The 19785-nt window shown below is 36.5% G+C and carries 14 protein-coding genes; 5 read left to right on the top strand and 9 right to left on the bottom strand.

Translation table 11 applies throughout. The features are described from left to right. Nucleotides 1-243: 243 nt before the first annotated feature. Nucleotides 244-1821 carry a recombinase family protein gene (locus MHH49_RS15340; RefSeq protein WP_341138241.1) on the bottom strand — a complete coding sequence of 526 codons (1578 nt, stop codon included), beginning with the start codon at nucleotides 1819-1821 and terminating at the stop codon, nucleotides 244-246. Nucleotides 1822-1840: 19 nt separating this feature from the next. Next, nucleotides 1841-1993, bottom strand: a complete 153-nt coding sequence (locus tag MHH49_RS15335) for a hypothetical protein (RefSeq protein ID WP_341138240.1) — start codon at nucleotides 1991-1993, stop codon at nucleotides 1841-1843. Nucleotides 1994-2199: 206 nt separating this feature from the next. Between MHH49_RS15335 and MHH49_RS15330 the strand changes: the two genes are divergently transcribed. Beyond that, on the top strand, nucleotides 2200-2922 hold the full coding sequence (locus tag MHH49_RS15330) for a hypothetical protein (RefSeq protein WP_341138239.1): 723 nt from the start codon (nucleotides 2200-2202) through the stop codon (nucleotides 2920-2922). Between the two features lie 71 nt (nucleotides 2923-2993). Continuing rightward, the gene (locus MHH49_RS15325) at nucleotides 2994-3356 is read left to right on the top strand and encodes a hypothetical protein (protein WP_341138238.1); all 363 of its coding nucleotides are present in this window, start codon (nucleotides 2994-2996) and stop codon (nucleotides 3354-3356) included. Between the two features lie 76 nt (nucleotides 3357-3432). Here MHH49_RS15325 and MHH49_RS15320 read toward each other — a convergent pair whose 3' ends face one another. From MHH49_RS15320 to MHH49_RS15305, 4 genes are all read right to left on the bottom strand, one after another. After that, nucleotides 3433-9210, bottom strand: a complete 5778-nt coding sequence (locus MHH49_RS15320; RefSeq protein ID WP_341138237.1) for a DUF4011 domain-containing protein — start codon at nucleotides 9208-9210, stop codon at nucleotides 3433-3435. Nucleotides 9211-9570: 360 nt separating this feature from the next. Beyond that, nucleotides 9571-11115 (bottom strand): recombinase family protein, encoded by a 1545-nt coding sequence (locus MHH49_RS15315; RefSeq protein WP_341138786.1) that lies wholly within the window; start codon nucleotides 11113-11115, stop codon nucleotides 9571-9573. 7 nt (nucleotides 11116-11122) lie between these two features. Then, nucleotides 11123-12604, bottom strand: coding sequence for a recombinase family protein (locus MHH49_RS15310; RefSeq protein ID WP_341138236.1), 1482 nt, complete (start codon nucleotides 12602-12604; stop codon nucleotides 11123-11125). Continuing rightward, on the bottom strand, nucleotides 12601-12768 hold the full coding sequence (locus MHH49_RS15305) for a hypothetical protein (protein WP_341138235.1): 168 nt from the start codon (nucleotides 12766-12768) through the stop codon (nucleotides 12601-12603). Before MHH49_RS15305 ends, MHH49_RS15310 begins: the two co-directional genes overlap by 4 nt. Before the next feature lie 115 nt (nucleotides 12769-12883). Here MHH49_RS15305 and MHH49_RS15300 point away from each other — a divergent pair, with 115 nt between their 5' ends. Beyond that, entirely contained in the window at nucleotides 12884-13219 is a 336-nt protein-coding gene (locus MHH49_RS15300; RefSeq protein WP_341138234.1) for a helix-turn-helix domain-containing protein, read from the top strand. Nucleotides 13220-13353: 134 nt separating this feature from the next. Here MHH49_RS15300 and MHH49_RS15295 read toward each other — a convergent pair whose 3' ends face one another. Then, nucleotides 13354-14343, bottom strand: a complete 990-nt coding sequence (locus tag MHH49_RS15295) for a restriction endonuclease (RefSeq protein ID WP_341138233.1) — start codon at nucleotides 14341-14343, stop codon at nucleotides 13354-13356. Nucleotides 14344-14632: 289 nt separating this feature from the next. On the opposite strand from MHH49_RS15295, the gene MHH49_RS15290 reads away from it, so the two are divergent. Together MHH49_RS15290 and MHH49_RS15285 are read left to right on the top strand one after the other, a co-directional pair. Further along, a complete protein-coding gene (locus MHH49_RS15290) occupies nucleotides 14633-15745 on the top strand; it encodes an SIR2 family protein (RefSeq protein WP_341138232.1) in 1113 nt (370 codons plus the stop codon). Next, nucleotides 15720-17456, top strand: a complete 1737-nt coding sequence (locus tag MHH49_RS15285; RefSeq protein ID WP_341138231.1) for an ATP-binding protein — start codon at nucleotides 15720-15722, stop codon at nucleotides 17454-17456. The genes MHH49_RS15290 and MHH49_RS15285 overlap by 26 nt, the downstream gene beginning before the upstream one ends. Before the next feature lie 1020 nt (nucleotides 17457-18476). Here MHH49_RS15285 and MHH49_RS15280 read toward each other — a convergent pair. Beyond that, nucleotides 18477-19130 (bottom strand): hypothetical protein, encoded by a 654-nt coding sequence (locus MHH49_RS15280; RefSeq protein ID WP_341138230.1) that lies wholly within the window; start codon nucleotides 19128-19130, stop codon nucleotides 18477-18479. Next, complete coding sequence (locus MHH49_RS15275; protein ID WP_341138229.1) at nucleotides 19127-19546, bottom strand: hypothetical protein; 420 nt, start codon at nucleotides 19544-19546, stop codon at nucleotides 19127-19129. The genes MHH49_RS15280 and MHH49_RS15275 overlap by 4 nt, the downstream gene beginning before the upstream one ends. Nucleotides 19547-19785 lie beyond the last annotated feature (239 nt).

Raw genomic sequence — 19785 nt, 5'->3', positions numbered from 1 at the left:
TAACTTATTACGAACCTAATGGGAAATGATATTCAATAAAAGAGAAGCTAAATTGAAGAGACCACTCCATTGTCAGGAGTGGTTTTATCCTTTATACACAGATGTATACCTTGTAGTGAACTTTACTTTGTGCTTAGGTACATTGCGGTGATCCGTATCATAAATAATAGTTCCACAATTGCACTCGTTAATTCAATATCAAAATCATCCATCCAATTTTAAAAATAGGTGATTTTGAATGACTTACGATTCCAACTGCCCCAAAGGTGTATAAATCTCCACTTCTCCATCCATGCTCACAACTAATTTATCAATAAGCTTGGTCAAGACAAGTCTCATTTCATCCATACGATCAAACTCAAGATTAACAAGGCTTTCCAATGCTTCTCTAATCTCGTCGTATACTTTCTCCAAATTAATTTGTTCTTCCATACTCTGAGATGCCTTCGCTAGTTCAGATTGAAGTGAAGCAATATCCTGTTCATACTGTTGCTTTTCAAAGAGATATTGTTCTTCATCGATTTCTCCAAGCATATTTTGTTTTCTCAATTCGAACAGCAGCTTCCGATTCTCCTGAATCCCTTTCTCCAACTTTTTTAAATCCTTGTCCATTTCACTGGATGTCTTTCTCTTTAAAATCCTTTCTTTGCTTTGGCTAGTTGTAGTCTCGACGTTAATAACCTGCTTCAACTTGTTGCTCACTTCATTGATGATGGTATCTCTAAAGTTTTTATAAGGTATCCACGCATTGTTGATACATCCCATCTCACCTTGTCGTCTCCTAGTTGAGCAAATTAAATATCGATATACTGGGCCGTCCTTTCTCGACTTCCCCTTACAACTCACCAGAGACGCTCCACAATGTTTACAAAAGATCATGCCAGCAAATACATTCACTCGATTTCTAACGCCCCCACGCCTTCCTCCACCACGTTTCAAACGAATCTCTTGGGCAAGTTCGAATGTTTCTTTATCAATGATCGCTTCGTGAGTTTGTTCGGTAGATCTTTCCCACTTAGTCTTGTCGCGCTGCACTTGTTTTCTACTTCGGTCAGACATATTGTTAATGTCGTTGTAAACCTTTTTCACTTCGTATTTCCCAAACACATTCTGCCCTGTGTATACCTCATTAGTGAGAATCCTCTGAATAGTGGTAATTCCCCAGACTCCTCCTTTTGGTGAAGGAATCTCCATCTCTTCGTTGAGATATTTTACGATTGCCTTTTCGCCCATCTTACGGGATACATATAAATGGTAGATGAGTTCGACGATAATCCTATCATTCTCATCAGGTACAAGGGTCTTTTTATCGCCATTCACTATTTTTCTATATCCGAACGGAGCCACACTACCTGTAAAGTTTCCTTTTAGAGCCGACTGTCTAATCCCACGTTTAGATGAAAGACTGATCTGTTCGCTAAGCTTCTGGTTCACTGCCGATATAATCTGAAACTTAAGTTCATCATTATCCTTCAGCGAATCAAAGCCCTCTTCAATAGAAATTAATCGGATTCCTAAAGCATCAACTAAGATCCTCTTTAAGTTAAGTGAATCAAGCGTATCTCTTGAGAAACGCGATAACGAAGCGAATATTATCGTTCCAAAATACTTAGCTTTGGCATCTCGGATCAATTTTTGGATTTCTTCCCTTGCGACGATAGATGTTCCTGTATCACGATCTTCGTAAAAATACTCTACATCCAAATCAAGTATTCTAGCCTTCTCTTCGCATAGCCCTCTTTGGTGTTCAGGGCTATCTTTTTGAGAATCCTTAGTGGTTGACACACGTACATATATAGCCGTTACATTAGGATTTATCATATATACATCACCTGATTTATCATGATAGTCTGTCCTTCGCGGTCTCCCTGTTATAGCTTATGCCTGGATGATTGACTAGCACCTTCCGAATGGTGTCATCAATCAATTCTTCAATGATCTTCTCAAGTGACTTTTCCTTTTCAATGGACTTAAACACGATCTTGAGCTGCACAGACATCACCTCTAGGTAATGCCTATTACTCAATAAGATTGTCCTATTCCATATACACTTTATTCCTTCAAATTTTCTAGGTGATAATGCCAGCCTGTATTCCATATAATCTGATAGCGAATAAAATCCAGTTACATTTGGAGTTAACTCGGTTAACCTCACTTACAGGGTTAACCGAGTTAATTTTCACGGAGAAGGAGGTTAGCATGGCGTCAGAAACATTTGGAGTTAAGGTGAACCCAGAAATTAAAGAAAAAGTCTCCTCAATGATCTCCGCATCAGGATTATCCAGCAAGGAATGGTTCGAAAGCGTCGTCGCTCTATACGAACTTCAGATGTACAAGCATCATGCTAGTGCAAAGAAATACTTAAGCGACTTAGAGGCTCTCCAGGAACACTCCTCACGCATTAACGAAATTTTCTCCTCCCTGATTAAGAAAATCATAGATGACAACAACTACAACACTTCAGAAATCGAGAAAGTTGCTTTGGAAAAACAACTGCTTATAGAAGACTTGGAGCAACAAGTACAAACCCGAAGTAGAGAATTAACAGAGGTCACACGTGATTTATCGGAGATCCAAAAATCGCGGATGCAAATGGATGAACTGAACAATGCTCAAAAAGAAACCATATCCCACTTGCAGTCTGAACTTGAAAGACAGAATGATCAGATTTCAAAATTCAATCAAATGGAATTTGAGCAACTCACTAGTCAGCTTAGAGAAGCTAAACAAACGCTTGAGCTTACAACTTTACGCCATGAAAAAGAAGTTCAGGAAATGCTTACTCAACACAAGCAGGAAATCATCGATAAATTTATAGACAATTCCAAAACATCAGGGGAAAGGAAAAAGGGTCGACCTCCGAAGAAGACTACTCAGGAAGAATCTTTACCTTTAGAGATGTTGCCGATCCACCAAAGCTAAAGTAGTATCGACTTTAGCAAAGATTATAAAGGTGAAGGTTAAACATTCCAGCATAATACAGGGGGTAATATATGACTTATTATCAGCCATCACAAGAAAATATTGATAAAGTGATTGCCTATTTTGTTTCAAAAGTTAAGGCAACTGGGTCAAGGAGATTTAGTGAGACGGTAAACAATATTGCTGATAATTCATATGTAGCCTTAGCTACTGCTCATCGAGTAATTAATCAACTTGAAATTGAAAAAAAGATCACAGTTATTCGCCATAATAGCAGGCGTATTCCTACAGAATACATTTATAATGGCGATATCGAGGGATTTCTTTTGGAGAAAGACAAAGATGAACAGATCGCTTACCTTCAAGAATTGGTTCAACAGTTAAAGGTGGAAAATGATGATTTGAGGCAACAAATCATAAAATCAACTTTTTAAATCGAGCTAAAAAACAGAAAAATGGCATGCAAACTTATGTTAAGTTTGCACGCCATTTTTCTAATCAAATAATTTTTCAGACCAAGTACCTTATCGTTTCTAGATAATTTTCAAGTCGATTGACTTCAAATCTCCGCTTTTTGAACCACTCTTGTGACCATATTCTATAAATTTTCCACCCAAGCCCCTCCAAAACTTGCTGACGAAGTCGATCTCTATCCCGCGCGACCTTTGAACTGTGATAAGCCTTTCCATCGCATTCAATGCCTAACAGAAACTTATTGTCATTCAGTGGGTCAACGATAGCTAAATCAATTCGATAGCCTGAGCAACCAACTTGCGTTTTAACTTTGTATCCCATGTCCGTAAGAACATTGAATACATCCTCTTCAAATGGTGAGTCAAACTCCATCTCTTTATGCGATGTCATACTGATCGGCAACTTGCCATCCATAGTGGTTTGCATATATTCCTTTAGTAAGCGTAAACCAGTATTGCCGCTTACTTTTACGTCGGATAAATCAGATGGCTTTAAGGAGCTAATTAGTTTCATATGATATTTGGCTCGGGTAACAGCTACATTTAACCGTCTTTCTCCACGAGCTTTGCTTAATGGTCCAAAATTGTAATGCAACGTTTGATCAGCTGCCTTAGCATAGCCCACGCTTAAGAAAATGACGTCGCGTTCATCACCTTGAACATTCTCCAGACTTTTGATGAAAAACTCTTCATGAGCCCCTTCTTGAAAGAAACGTTCAAATAACGGATTTGCATTTCTTAATATGGTCAGTTCATTCTCTATAGCAGAAGCTTGAGCCTCACTGAATGCAATTACTCCTAAGGATTGATTAGGGTGTTCTTTAAAATGCTCAAAAACTAAATTTGCAATCTGTTCTGCTTCTTTTTTATTCGTTTTATTTCCGCCTCGATCGTATACGCCATCTTCAACATAAACAAATTCTGTTCCCAAATATGGGCCGTTATCTGAACTTGGGAAAGTGATCAAATTATTGTGATAAAATGCTTCATTCGAAAAAGTGATTAATGACTCATGTTTACTACGATAATGCCATCGCAAATTAATTGGAGGGAGAACATGAGCGCACTCATCCAGAATACTTTCATATGAAACTTCTTGATCCTCTTCTTGTTCATCATCGAAATCTTCTTCAATCGTACTGCTATGGAAAAAATTCGTTGGAGGCAATTGTTTAGTATCTCCTACAACAATCAACTGTTTTCCACGTACAATAGCTCCGATCGCGTCCTCAGAGAATATTTGTGATGCTTCATCAAATATCACTAAATCAAACTGAATTACAGAAGCATCCAAAAATTGACTTACAGACAACGGGCTCATAAGTAAACATGGTTTTATCTCCATGAATAAAGGCGCTGTAAGATTTAATAGTTTCCTTATTGGATAGTGTCTTTTTTTCTTTCCTATTTCCGCTTGTATGATTTGAAGTTCTCGACGAAATGCAAGCGAATTTATCGCGTGATTTCGGTTTGATTCTAATCTTTCCTTTATGCGGAGGACATTCAACTGATTGCTCTTTACATCCAATTTTCTAAAAGAAGTAACATCAGTATTCATTGCGTCTGCATCAAAGTCAAATAAAAGCGGTTCATTTTTATAAATTTGATCCAGCCAAAGTGTAAAGAATCTCTTTTGGAATAGATCCTTAAACGTAAAATCACCAATGTTCTCATTTTTTATTGCAAGCATAAATTTGCCGAGACCTAAATTGGATGCACGGTCTTCAAGACGACAATATCTAATCCAGTCTTCCAAAAGATCAATTGAATCAATACGAACTTCAGAAAAATGAATAAGTTCCTCCAGTTTAAGTTCAGGAAAATCAAGTCCCTTAAAGATAGTAGATACAGTGAAATACAAATGCAGATCTTTTTGAAGGTTCATGTTTTTTTCATATTCTTTTTCGGCCTGCTCTAGCCACTCCATGATGTCGATTTTGCTTCCGTTTCCTTCTGAAGTAACATAATTCAGCAACTTAGACGGCATTACCATATTAGCAAACAAGTTATGCCATTCATCCGTCCATGCTAGTGCGTCAAAGATTTGTTCCCAATTCGTGTTGTACCCAGTGAATCGATCACCGAATACAACTTTAAGATTCTCCAATTCACTATCGATAATCTGTTTATACATTTTGACTTGGACTGCCATCTCTAATGTATTTTTAATCTCATCGAATGTTAAGTCAGTGACCACAAAAAATGAGCTGAGTTTAGAGAATCCATACTGCCACTCTTCAACTTGCCGTTTTATTAATTTAAGTGTATTTCCAAATTCAGCATATGGCCAATATAATTCTGGACCTTCGTAACCCGAAAAGAATTTTGGCAGTGCCATCCGATACTTTGGAATTTCTTTCTCAATGCTATTTATACATTGTACAAGGGGCGTTACATCAACATAAAATTCCTCTCCACTGAGCATTGCTGTTTTAAATTCTTTTGTGATATGATCATTACTTTTAAATAACAAATTAAATTCTTCGATAAACCTAAAAAACTTATCCCACTCCGTATCATTACCTTTAAAAGAACTCCCCAGAATATTAATATCATTTTCAAAACTTTCGTCTAGCTCCTTGGATTGTTGCTTAAGGATAATCTTATTTTTCAAATCTTGTTTTAAGGAAATCACACTTAGATTCATTGGATTCAGAAGATGGCAACTAAATTCATCCACAAAATTAAAATACGCGTCCACATTTTCCGATTCAATTTGAAGCTTAGTAAATAATTGTTCTGTATTAATCTTTGAAGCATCAGGACCGAATAAACTAATTAAATTTGAATACTCATTTTGAATTCGATTGATGATATTCTTCAAATCGGTACTTATTTGTTTCAACTGGGCAAAAGAAGACGTCAGTAACTCCACTTTACCCGCAGGTCTAAGTAAGAGTTCTCTTAAGGATACAGTCATGCTACGTCCTTGATGCCATTCTACAATCTCTCTTGTAGTTGATAACGCTTGTTCAATGGAAGACCAATTTGTATCAGACAACTGGTAATGCCACCCCAGCGATGATTGTAAATCAGATTCCATTTTTCCAATGGACTTCTTGTAATCCAATACTCGTTTTATGTTACGAACGTTCTTCTGAAACGTATCAAAGTCTAATTTCTCATTGGATTTCAGATTAGCCTTTAGCCATTTTAAATCCTTTTTATAGGAACCATTAAAGACCCTTAAAAATGACTGGTATGGCCCCTCACACCGTGTAAAAATATCGTAAATTCGCTCGTCATACACTTCTTCTTCAAATAATTTAGTGGATCTATCGAATTCAATTTGATATTTACTAAATAACTCCTTACCCTCTCGAATAGTCGTTTGTATACCATGGTAATTATTTAAGTTAAACCAACTTTCCTGTGGCTTTGGAGATTTCTCGATAAATTGAATCACATTTTCTAGACTATCAATCAAGGAGAGGTTGGAAATTTCTATTCCGAATAGTGACTCGAATTCTGTTTTATATGTGTTTAATAATTTAGTTTTACTGAAAAAATCCCCGAGTAATCCTTTCACTTTTGATTTTTGATCATATAAAATAACATCCTCTGATCCTGATCTTTGAGTGTTTCTGAATGACTCAACTAGGGACTCTTTAACTTCGAAATCAATTAAGGCCTTTTCAGCATTGATCTCTAAAAAAGAAGGCTTATATTTAGATAACAAATCGCCTCGTAATGTTGCAGTCTCTAAGTACTTTTCCTTTGTATTCATGGCTTGATTTAAAACATTGGCTAGTTGGTTTTCATCGAACCAGACCTCTGTTGGAGTTACACTTTGGTTTAGCAAAGTAAGATAACTTAACAACTGGTTGAGTATTTTTGCATTTTCCAACTCGTATATTCCAAGACTAGAGGCTATTTCAGCATAATTAGAGGCATTGGAGAGAATAGGCAGGATATCTTCGATCCCATATATTAATGCACTTTTGGTTAACAAAAGTTCGTTCAGTTTTGTTTCAGGAATCATCGAAATAAACTGTTCATTTTCAATATAAAGTTCGTTATAGGTATCTTGAAGGCGGCTTTCCTCCAATATATTCTCATTGATCTTTGTGGTTAACTCCTTTTTGTCATCAAGAAATGTTGAAAATCTCTCTTGATAATTTTTCGCATCAATAATAATTTGGGAGATATCCATCTTATCAAACCAACCCACTGGAGGCATAGGAGAATGCTTAGCCATGTCCAATATATTAGTTACCTTCTTTAATTCATCTAGCGTAGAAATCTTTAGGCCAGTAAATGTTTCGATATTTGATACAACTTCCATCGTGTTTTCCAATTGTTTTTTCATTTTATCAAGAAATTTCTTCACTTTAGATTTTATTTCAAGCGAAAAGCTCTCATCGTTATAACCTTCCCAAGGATGAAAGTCAGATTTATAAACAGAGGCCCGATAACGTTCTAGGTCAGATAGCAATCTGTAAATTGATTCTAGCTCAGTTGTTGGGCTGATGTTGAAGTCCACTGTGAATTCAGGAACGTTTTGCAACCTAGAGAGTATTCCGTGTATTTCGTATACTGTCATATCATACGGTTCTCTGGCCAAATGAACCTTTTCTGAATATGTATTTAGTTTTTCCCTAATGACATTTATTTGGCTGTATACTTCCCTGGGTATCTTCTTATTTGATCCATGAATATTAAGAACGTGGCTTATTTCATCTAATACCTGTCTTTTATTGGCTTTTTGGCTATGCATTTCAATACAAAAGTCTCCTAAGCCTTCACTCTCCAAGCGACTTTTCACTACATTTAGTGCGGCCATTTTCTCACTTACGAATAGAACCTTTTTGTTGTTTGCTAAGTTCTCTGCAATAATATTGGAGATGGTTTGGCTCTTACCTGTGCCTGGTGGACCCTGAAGAACAAAACTCATCTCATTCTTAGCAGCCAATATTGCCTGTTGCTGGCTTGAATCCGCATCGAGTATATTGAATATTTCATGGGAAGGAATTTCCCGATCCATACTGGTTTCATCAGGAATTCGTGTGTGATCAAATGTTTGTTTCCTACTCTCCTCGTTAGATACACCTGCAATCTCTCTGATTAGTGGATGACTTTCAATAATATCTTTATAAGTCTCCATGTCCTTGTACATAACCAGTTTATTAAAGGAAAATAACGATAAGTAAACATCCTCTTCGACGCTCCAACCCTCAAGATTAATAACTAGTTCTCTTATTTCTACCCACAATTCATTTACGTTAATACTTGCTGAATCTTCAGGGAGCTCTGGTAAGGTAATGCCATGCTGCTCCTGTAACATGTGTGCTAAAAAAGGATTAATCACAATCTCATCTTCAAATTGATTTAAAGTAAATGGGGCATTTGCACTAGTTCTTTTTAAGGTTACAGGTACCAGCAGTAAAGGTGCAAAGAAATCTGATGAAGACGCGAGCTGTGTTTCTTTCCATTTCAAAAGACCAAATGATAAGTACGAAATATTTATTCCTTGTTCATTCATTCGAGTCTTTGCAGCAGTTCTAAGCTTATTTAAAATCTTATTATAATTTTGAATTTCTTCGGCAATTCGTTTCTTCTTCTCAATTTCTTCAATCGCCATAAGTTTGATTTTTTCAATTTGCTGAGTATATTGAGTAACTAATTTATTACAATCTAATTGCTTTTCATCCCCCACCAGTGATTCATATAACTCTAACGGGGCATTCAAAAAATTCACGCTATTGGTTTTCTTTGGTTTGAAATTGAGTAGTGTGTTCCTCTTACTCATATCAATGAGGTTCTTTTTCCAATTCGCTATTCTGTTCGATAACTGCTGTTCGATTTGATTGTCCATTTCTATCCACCTATTCGGTATAATGTCTGCCTACTGCTTATTCAGCCTCATGATAATTAGGTAAATTGTACCACGCGATTCATAGTAATAGAATACAGAATACTAGAAACGGCTAATTAATCAACATCTAAGAACCGAGCTACTTATTTAGACAGTCATTCGTTTATAACGATGGAAACTAAGAAGCCTTATATACCGCAAGGTTTATGGGGTGTACAAGCCTGTTTAATCTCGGTTTTATACAAGCTTCGGGATCGAAAGGCTAATAAAAAACCGAGTTTTTATTTCTCTAGTATTCTAGCTTTTAATCCAAGAACCGAGATATAACAAGAAAAAGACTTGCTTCATTTCTGAAACAAGTCACTTCACTTCCGTATATAGAATATCGTGTCGAGCAATAATTTTAACATTCCCTGTCGGGTTAATTAAGATTTCTTGTACAAACTCGAATAATAAGCCACGCAGTAATCGTGGATCGGAATCGGGCTTGGGTTTGGCTAGTTTTATTTGCTGCAGTTTATTTTTAATATTGTCATGATTAAGCTGCAATTTTCGAATTTGTTTAATTTGAGTTTGCTGCTGAGTCAAGCGTAATTCAAAATCACTAATCCTTTGTTCGCAGTTATGTTTAGTCAGTGTTAATATCCGTATAAATGATTTTACCTTATCTCTAATTTCTTCTAACTCTTCTACATCCATATTATTAAGCGTCTTAAATTGTTGACTAATTTCGGAATCAACTTTTCTAAGCCGTTCATTAAATTCAAAAATGGTTTTGATGAGAACTTCGCATTCCTGTTCCAAATTAAATATGTCATTTTGGATACTTAGTATTACTTTGTCTACAACTACACTTTCATGCTGATGCCCTAAATTCATTAAGAGAAAATCAATTATTTTATGCGCCTTGGTCAATTCAACTCTGTAAGTACAAGATTTACAAATATAATACCTATTCCCATGGTATTTTCCTGTCTTCTTTCCCTTGCTTCTTTTATCTTTTCCTACTAAATAATATCCGCAAACTTCACATTTAAGAAGATCAATTAGTAAAAAATCCGTTTTATATCGTCTTGGAGGAATATTGCCATTGACCCTCTTATCATATAGTTGCCAACATTTTTCCCATTCATCTAAAGTAATAACTGATGGAATGCTTTTGCTGTGTATCATTTCCCATTTTGCTCGATCGTTAAATGAATTGTTCGCCCGTTCCTTCTTTCTTCCGCGTGTTAAATATCCCGCATAAAAGGGATTTGTAACCACAGCACGAACTGCCTGATCAGTCCATTCATCCCCACCGTATGTGTTTAATGGTAATTTCTTGGCAATCATATCAAAACCAAGGTATTCTTGATACATTTTAAAGATTTTCTTAACTTCTAAAAGTTCATGATCCACTACTTCGAAAAGTTGTGTTTGTGAATTATAACGATATCCAAAAGGAGGTTTTCCACCCCGCCATTTACCTTGTTTAAAGAAGGTATACATTGTGTCTCTGGTTCGAACACGGGTGTTATCCACTTCAAATTTCGAGTTACCATCCTTTATTAGATCAACTAAAGGGTCCCCAGAATCATACAGACTTTCAGTACTCGCAATGATGACGGGAATTTTGTATTTCTTTAAAGTTGAGCGTATCTCTTGATGTTCGCTGGGGTTTCTTGCTAGTCGGTCGTGCTGTGAAATAACTACAAAATCATATTTATTTAAATGAGCATCTGCGAGTAAATATGATACACCGTTACGTTTATTCAGTTCCTTTTTCCTTGCCGAAACTGCTGTATCTAAATACTCACCTACAAATTCACATTCATACTTCCGAATAATATCTAAAGCCATGCTTCTCTGAGCATCCATCGTTTGCTTGTCTGTTGAATGCCTACCGTAAAATACTCCCCTCATTCCAGGACTAATCAACGCTCTTAAATGCAATTGTAATTTCACCATCCTTGAAGTTTACTAATTCTAAAAACGGGTGTTTAAATTCAATTTGGGGCAAAAAATCAGGAGGGCCAATTTCAATTTTACCTACAACATCATGTAACACTTCAGCTATCCCTAAACCATTCATATTATCCAGTTCATTTTGAACATTTATCTGTGCCCATATAGCTTTAATTCTTGCTGGAAACATCTTTATAAAACTTTGAGTTCTCAAGAGTAACTTTCTCTGGTTCTCGTATTGAACTAATTTTGAATAATCTGTCACCATTTTTTCCTGGATATTAGGGTCTTTATTGAGAATCCACTGTTCCGTAAATCCAATTACTTTATCGTTTAAATTCCTCATTTTTTGTTCTATCTCTAAGAGTTTGGTTGAACTTTCTGAATTCACTCGATTAATTACATCCGTGTACATATCGCTATTTTGGGGATAAGCCATATTTTGAACCCACTTAGTTGCTTCTTCTAATACGAATTTCTCTAATACTTGTTGAGGAAACTTGTTTCGATAATGGGCACTGCAATAATACATAACAGATTCTTTCCCAGCAAATGAAATTAATTTTCTTTTTGCTGGTTCATTGCATGTCGTACAGAATACAAGACCATCAAGCATACTTACTTCAGATTTTTGGTTACCTCTACTCTGTATTAATGTTCTAAGTATCATTTGAGCTTGTTTCCATGTATCCTCGTCAATAATTTTTAATCGTTTTTGTTCAATTTCGATAATATCATCATTAAATTTTGCTCTACGAATGCCCATATATTCAGGTGTGGTAATATACTTTTTAATTTTGCTGTAATTGTCTTTGTGCTTCTCAATAATTCTCCTTGCCTCAATATCCCTAACAAATTCACTAAATGTACGACATTCTGTGATTAATAGTTCATTGAAAATATTCTTGATTTTATCTGATTTAACTGGATCAGGTTGTATTATCTTTTCTGCATCTAGGAAGTATCCAAAAGGTAACTTCCCTCCGTGATTTTTCCCATCGGAAAATAGAGCAAGTTTAGTATCTCGGATTCGATGTGTAATTTGATTTACTTCGCGCTCGTTAAATCCAGCAATGACCAATTCAAAAAACTCCCCTGCTGGCGAATATTGCAGGGGGAGTTCATTACTAGCTGAAAAAATAACCTGAACGTTATATTTCTTCAATATCTCGTAAATTTTCAAATGCTGACCAACATTACGTGCTAAGCGATCCCGTTTATAGGCAATCAAAGTTTTTACATTACCTCGTCTAATATCATTAAGTAACCTTGCAAGATTTGGTCGGCTACTAATATCATTAATACGTGCAGAGACCGCTGTATCAATGTATTCTTCATCTATTAATAATGAATGCTGAGCAGCGACAGCTTCAGAAATAGTTCTCTGCATAGAAATCGAGTTTTCTTGAGATTTAATAGACGAGCGACAATACAAGACAGTTTTCATAACTCCCTCAACTCCTTCTCTAAAAGGGTATGCTCATCCTCGCCTAAATTTGCTATTTCTGAATTCAAAGCTTCTTTAAACAAATTGACATAAAGGTCTAACCATTTTTGCATAGCTTCTGGATCATGAACATATGTGATATTTGTTATTTTTATTTCGTTCACGTCAGACTCCCTCATTAAATCCTCCTTATTGTTCGTTAATTACCGTTCTCAACTTCTTCTTATCTCCTTCAAATTCCAATTTTTGTCGCGTATAATAATATATGGGGGGGATTCCATGAGAACATTGGGGCAACAAGTTAGAAATATGAGGCTTCAAAGAAATGTCGGGTTAACTGACTACGCTCAAGAACTTGGAGTGTCTACAGGTTATCTTAGTAATTTCGAGACTGGTAAGACCGAAACAATACATTTGGCGATGCTTGAAAAAATACTAAGTGACTTGGGGATTGGGAAATTCGACGTAGAACTGGATTCAGCAACTGCGCAACAATTAAATCGAATTAACTCCTTGCTCACAAAATTACATAATGAATCACCAGAAGCATTTCAGTATTTCACTAACAATTTAGAACAAGGAATTGAGTTGTTTAACAAGCTTGGTAATAAATAGTATGGGTACTAATGCAGAAAATATTCATTTTAATGAAATAAAAATTCATTTTAATGAGAATAGCCTCATTCGGCTGGATACCGAATGAGGCTATTTTTGCTTTACTTATTTCTTTACTCTATATTACGGATATACTATACCTTCAGAGGTACATATATTTTCTGTAAAGGAATTAATTGTTGAGAATTAATTGGGAGTTTTTCGTACCATTCACAAACTAATTGGACTAATTCACTAAGATCTAGTAATTTAACCCCATTCTGTTGCGCAACTTTTCTAGCTGATGCAGTATATCCACCAGTTGAAACGAAGATGCTGCTAGCATCCATAGGAGTAGTACCAAGTAATTGCTGGACTTCAGCTCCATTACTTGCAGAATTACGATGCTTCACTTGCACTTTAATGATTGGCCTCTCAAATCCAAAGGCGTCACGATGTGCAAGGATGTCGACACCACCATCTGCCCCTTTTGGACTTACCTTAACTTGGTATCCCATGGCTGATAACAAACCACCCACTAGATCCTGCATTTGCCAAGGATCTAGTTTATCAATGGCATCCTCCATCATCGTTTTTGCTTGTTGAATAAACTCTTCAGCATTGTTCGTTTCTTCGTCTTGTCCATCATCGGTTATCACAGGAGGTATGTTACCTAATAGCAGATTATCGATTTCCATTCCCCAATCATCGATACGAAATACAGTAGAAATACCCCCGAGTGAGTTCTTCGCTCCTTGCGATAGCAGATCACGAGAAACGCGCTTATCTTCCCACTTCACGCTTATAACATTTGGGTAGTAATCGCTTATAAGGGAGGGATTATATTCATGAGATTTTGTGACAGTTCCAACTAAATATTCTCGAGATTCCTTCGTGTATGTTACTATTCTGTCTCCAGATTTAATATCACGACTGAACTTCCAAACTTGACTTGCCCATTGAATTCTAGATCCAGGTTTTGATTCGTGATAAATCACGTGAGCCTTTTGTATCATAGCATCTCTTGATGCATATGATTTCGGATCGCCTAACTGATTCCAACCAATCGACACGACATTCTTTGATTCCCATTGAGGTATAAGTTCATTGTTATCACCTGCACGCACCATCCACCATTTAGTCACACGTTTGACCTCCTAATTATTGGATACGAATTTCACTTTACCATGTATTATTTCTACAGATAATAAATCCTGTTCATTTTAGCATGAAAACTTCGATTGATCACTGTATAGGTCTGAGTTCCTCGTTAAGAACCAAAGTATATGCAAATTCAGAAGTAGTTCGACCAACATCAGGATTCCATTAATTAAAATACTCCCCGTACTGCAGCAGGCTTTTCGTGAGAAATGTCGAACTTTTTGAGTATAAGAACGACTGGTATATTCTGTCGTAAACTCAAGGGGAACTGCTATGAGAGCTAAATACTCTAATTTTATTGATCAGACTTTCAAATTAAACCCTGTACTTATCGTTGGAAGTGGTATATCTGCAGGCGCTGGAATCTCAGGGATGGGGAAACTAGCTAGTTATTTATCATCAAATGTTCAGGTGGACACATTGAATGAACATGAAAGAACTGCATGGTATGATATCAAATCTAAACTAGCAGTTGGTAGAGGTCTCGAGGAAGTGCTTCAGAATTCGGGTGAGGCTGTAAGCAATAAACTTCTGCAAGAAATCATTTTACACACTTGGTGTTGCATTTCAACGGATGAGCAAAAATTGTTACTGGATATTTCAACCAATTCCGACCCGACAGGATTTGTTCGGTACTTTTTAAAATACATAACTTCCAATACAAAAGTCATCAACATAATAACAACAAATTATGATCACTTAATCGAATGGTCTGCTTCAAAAGCGAATTGGAGAATTTGGGATGGATTTAACGAAGGATCGATCGGCTCTCCTCTCTCAATAAACAAGTTGAATGAACAAATGAATCGGACCGTAAAAACTGGTAAGAACCTGAATAATATTACCCATCCTCATTTGCGAATTTATAAGCCCCATGGATCGCTGAGTTGGTTTAAAATCCCTAATGGTGACGTTATGAAGGTGCCAGGAGTCGGTACACATTTAATACCACTTCTAGAACAGGTTCGACTTACGCCAACAATTGTAACCCCTGGAACAGGGAAATATCTTGAGACACACATGGAGCCATATTATACGATACTTTCTGAAATGAAGCAGGCATTGAGTGGATGTAATGCTCTAATGTTCCTAGGATTTGGTTTTAATGATTTGCACATTCAGGGTAGCTTTGAACCGCTATTGCGAAATGACTCTATTCCAAAAATTATATTAGCTATGGAACTATCTACTACTGCAAAAGCATTGATTGAAAGAGGGGCAATAAAAAATTTCGTAGCAGTACAAAAAATAGGGGATTACAGCGAGATTATCAGCGATAAATTTGAACCCTTTATCCTGCAAGAACCGAATCATTGGATGTTTACTGAACTTTTAAATCAAGCTTGGGGGGCTGAATCGTATGCAGCAACACCTAGATCTATTTAATATCAATAATGACCATTTTGTAGGATATGTGAATAAAGTCGATAGCTATCGTGTAAATGTTTCAACTTCTAGTGAAGATCAACTTCGAAAAATCAATGTGAACGGCTATGTTATCATGAACACTTCTGATCCAAACACCCGTTTGGTTGGACGCATTGAGCGAGTAGTTCGCCTCGAATATGAGCAAGATGAGCCTTTTCCAGCAGAAGGTAGTAATGTCAACAATGATGTTACCATCACTGCTCTAGGCACTCTTAAAGGACCTCGTGCAGGAAGAGAACGACCGTCATTTACACGAGCGGTCGAAAACCTCCCTGAAATTGGAGCAGATTGTTTTTTGTTATTTGACGAATATATGACATTATTCACAGGCTTAATCGCAGATGAAACCGCCAAATCGAAAACCCCATTATCATTGGGTGCATATACAATGGCGGCAAATGCTCACGCTCTACTGGATGGAAACGCATTTTTCCAAAGACACGCCATGGTCGTCGGGTCTACAGGCTCAGGAAAATCGTGGACTGTAGCCAGAATTATTGAGCAAGTAGCGGGGCTTAAAGATTCCAACATGATTATTTTTGATTTGCATGGAGAATACGAACCTTTGGCTGCTCACCCTAACATTACTCGTTATCGAATTGCGGGACCAGGAGATTTAGATAATCCGAAAGAGGACGTGCTTTTCCTACCTTACTGGCTGCTGGGATATGAAGATATGTTAGCTCTTATATTAGACAGGAGTGACGAAAATGCTCCGAATCAAACTATGGCTTTTAGCAATGCCGTAATTAGTGCTAAAAGAACCGTACTAGAAAAAGAAGGTATGAAACAAGAACTTGACACTTTTACTATCGATAGTCCTGTTCCATATAGCTTAGACGATGTAGTCTACACAATCACTGAATTAAATGAACAAAAAGTTCAAGGTCAAAAGGGACCAGTCAATGGCCCTTTCAACGGAAAGTTCAATCGCTTTTTACCTCGACTTCAATCTAAAAGAAGTGATCGACGACACGGCTTTTTATTCGCTTTAAAACAAGAGCAGCTAGCTGTGAGTTACCTTGACCATTTAATCGAAAAATTAATGAAAGCAAGTGATGATCATACTCCTGGTGTAAAAATAATAGATTTTAGCGAAGTTCCCTCAGATATATTGCCTATTGTTCTTAGCTTAGTTGCCCGTCTGGTCTTTCAAGTGCAGCAATGGTCGGCTAGCAGCTCGAGGCATCCGATTGCACTTGTTTGCGATGAAGCACATTTGTATCTGCCTAACCGAATGGCAGCTGATGCTGCTGAAGCACGAGCACTGGCGCATTTTGAGCGAATTGCCAAAGAAGGACGAAAGTACGGTGTTAGCTTACTCATTATTAGTCAGCGTCCGTCTGAACTAAACACTACAGTAATGAGTCAATGCAATAATGTCGTTGCTCTGCGCTTGTCAAACCAGTCTGACAAAAGTGCAGTTGCGAACTTGCTACCTGAAAATCTTGGTGGCATTCAGGATCAACTTCCGACTCTTGGAATTGGTGAGGCAATTGTAGTCGGTGATTCATGCTTGTTACCAAGCAGAATAAAAATTCAGAAACCAGAATACAAACCAAATTCTGGTTCAGTGAAGTTCTGGGATGAATGGAGCGAAGCTGACAAAAAACAAAATCTTACTCTGGCGGTACAAAATTTAAGAAGACAAAGCAGTAAACAAGAATAAAATTTCTATACTCTCTGCTATCTTTCATAAGAAGCCGTTGCCAGATTTGATTTGGCAACGGCTTCTTCCTATTTTTTCTTTTCCTTATTTTAATGGATACTCAATTAAACACTAATAAAAATAATGGTTCCTGACTCTAGCATTGTTATGTATTTCAAACTTAACTATATGGCAGTTTAGGCGGTCTCCTTGTTATCGTATTTTCACTGTTATTTGTAATGCACACAGCTTATCAATTAGGCAGTTTTGGCAAAAAACTTGCCCAGTTTGATATGGATTATGTAACCGTTGATTATCTGTTTAATGATCAAGTTAAGCAAGCGAAAGATATACGTGTTTATCAGGATAAAAACTATATTATTATACAAGATAGCATCAATATTCTTCACAGCATCGTATCAGATCAAATTCATATCCAGACCCAACAACAAAAAGCGGACTAATGGAATATACTATTGGGGTTAATTAAATGAGCTTAATGACACTTAAAAAGATTCCCATCACGCTTAGCTCGAAGCTTTATTCTCTTGAAACACCTGTTTCCCAAAGGAGCTTAATGGACTTATATATCCTTGTCAAACCAATCGAGATATTGAATGTATTACTGGAATCGGGTCATTAGAAGCAAGAAATGTGTCAGTAAACAATGGGGATGGGGGGATCCGACGGAATATTTTCCAAGGGGAAAATTAACTGTTCCTGCTGGCGGTGTAGTGCAAAACGAGATTGCTTTAATATAGTGAATCAGAATTAGTACGTTTGGAAAGTCAGTCCGAACAATTGATGGACATTGATTTTTAACCTTCTCAATAGTTTATAACCGTCAGACGCCATCTGACGAGGTTATAAACTATTCGATAGCAGTCGCTCACTTAACTAATTAATCTACTCGCTCTTATACGTCTCTCGTTCAAAAATTTGATTCGATGTAAAGCTTTGCTGCTTCCTGTATAAGAGAATATAGTTTTTTGATTAATGTTAAAACGTGAGCTTGTGTATAATCTTTACTAGTTGTAATCATTACTGTGTCAAAGGTATAAGCCGAACTCGAATTGAATCACGAGAAGAGGTGTTTGTATTTTTTTCACTAGTTTGCAATTCAGCCATATCTTGAAGAGCTATGTCTATAAAAGCATTTCGCTTTTCCATTTGTTTGACTTCATTTCTATCCGTTATTTTATCTAAAATTTCCAAATATGATTTTAGTATCTGCACCATTTGGTCTTTATTTTTAACTAACGAAATTGGAAGGAATTTATTCAACTTATGTGCGAACTGGTTACGCTCATTTTTAAATGGGTCTAGTTTTCGATATAATTTCTTTATTTCATCAATATGCAGATTTTTAACTCGTCTTCTGATATCCTTTAGCTCATCCACATCCACTAGCACATTGTTTATATATTTTTCACCATTAGCATATCCATGGTTGCTCAGATAAAGGTAATCATTGCATTTCTTAAGTGTCTCAACAATATCAATATAGTGTGCAGTCATTGTATACGAGAGTTTACGTATCCTCCTTCTAACCTCCTTCTTTTTCCAAGAATGTCGTTTTCGAATGATTTTCCTCATCTGTTTCAGGTAATCATCGCAGTTATCATCCATCTCATCAATTAAGTCCTGAACGTGTATCCGAATATCATCCAGCAAATAAATTGTTTCTGCACTCATTCATCGTCTCTCCCATCATTTTTAGTTTTGACATAAGAAAAAATACTGAAATCCAAATCATCGTCATCGTCTTCGATTTTTTTGAACTTACATTTCCCGCGTTTTTTTCTTTCCACGACTTCGATCTGAAGTTCTTCATCATCAGCTTCATCTTCTATTGATGTAACTAGATATTCCCTGTCGGATTTGGAGAGATAGCTCCAATGGACAGGCAATATTTTTTTCAACGTGAACTCTTTCCCAGGTTGAAGTTGATCAATTCTATCTTTTATTAGCTGAAAGTACATTTCTTTCAGATCATCCCCTAATAAACGTCTTCTTGCTAAAGAACTTAAAGATAGTCCTAAATCTTTCGCAATCAAAGCTAAATCCTCTTTCTCTTCTACAGAAATTCTAATAACAAGTCTGTCTTCCACGGTTCACCTCACCAATGCGTTAATATTACACATAATTATATTTTTGTTGAAACAAAAATATGAAATAGATTGCACAAAACCATAATATTGTTACCTTCATCTTAAGTTCATATAGGTATTAATGTCAATGTCAAAATACTGTTTATTTTATGGAGAAAACCTACTAATGAAAAACAAGTGATGCTCTGGTTTAAGCATCACTTGTTTTTCATTAAATATGAGGAAGCCCAGATTTGTCT

It is taken from the genome of Paenibacillus sp. FSL F4-0122 (genome assembly GCF_038002845.1).
Taxonomy (GTDB): Bacteria; Bacillota; Bacilli; order Paenibacillales; family Paenibacillaceae; genus Paenibacillus_AQ; species Paenibacillus_AQ odorifer.
The sequence above is the reverse complement of the archived record's forward strand: the minus strand, read 5'-3'. Positions and strand labels throughout refer to the sequence as shown.

Coding starts and splice junctions, on each gene's coding strand:
- MHH49_RS15340 (WP_341138241.1), bottom strand. CDS start 1,821: ATGATAAATCCTAATGTAACGGCTATATATGTACGTGTGTCAACCACT.
- MHH49_RS15330 (WP_341138239.1), top strand. CDS start 2,200: ATGGCGTCAGAAACATTTGGAGTTAAGGTGAACCCAGAAATTAAAGAA.
- MHH49_RS15325 (WP_341138238.1), top strand. CDS start 2,994: ATGACTTATTATCAGCCATCACAAGAAAATATTGATAAAGTGATTGCC.
- MHH49_RS15320 (WP_341138237.1), bottom strand. CDS start 9,210: ATGGACAATCAAATCGAACAGCAGTTATCGAACAGAATAGCGAATTGG.
- MHH49_RS15315 (WP_341138786.1), bottom strand. CDS start 11,115: ATGAGGGGAGTATTTTACGGTAGGCATTCAACAGACAAGCAAACGATG.
- MHH49_RS15310 (WP_341138236.1), bottom strand. CDS start 12,604: ATGAAAACTGTCTTGTATTGTCGCTCGTCTATTAAATCTCAAGAAAAC.
- MHH49_RS15300 (WP_341138234.1), top strand. CDS start 12,884: ATGAGAACATTGGGGCAACAAGTTAGAAATATGAGGCTTCAAAGAAAT.
- MHH49_RS15290 (WP_341138232.1), top strand. CDS start 14,633: ATGAGAGCTAAATACTCTAATTTTATTGATCAGACTTTCAAATTAAAC.
- MHH49_RS15285 (WP_341138231.1), top strand. CDS start 15,720: ATGCAGCAACACCTAGATCTATTTAATATCAATAATGACCATTTTGTA.
- MHH49_RS15280 (WP_341138230.1), bottom strand. CDS start 19,130: ATGAGTGCAGAAACAATTTATTTGCTGGATGATATTCGGATACACGTT.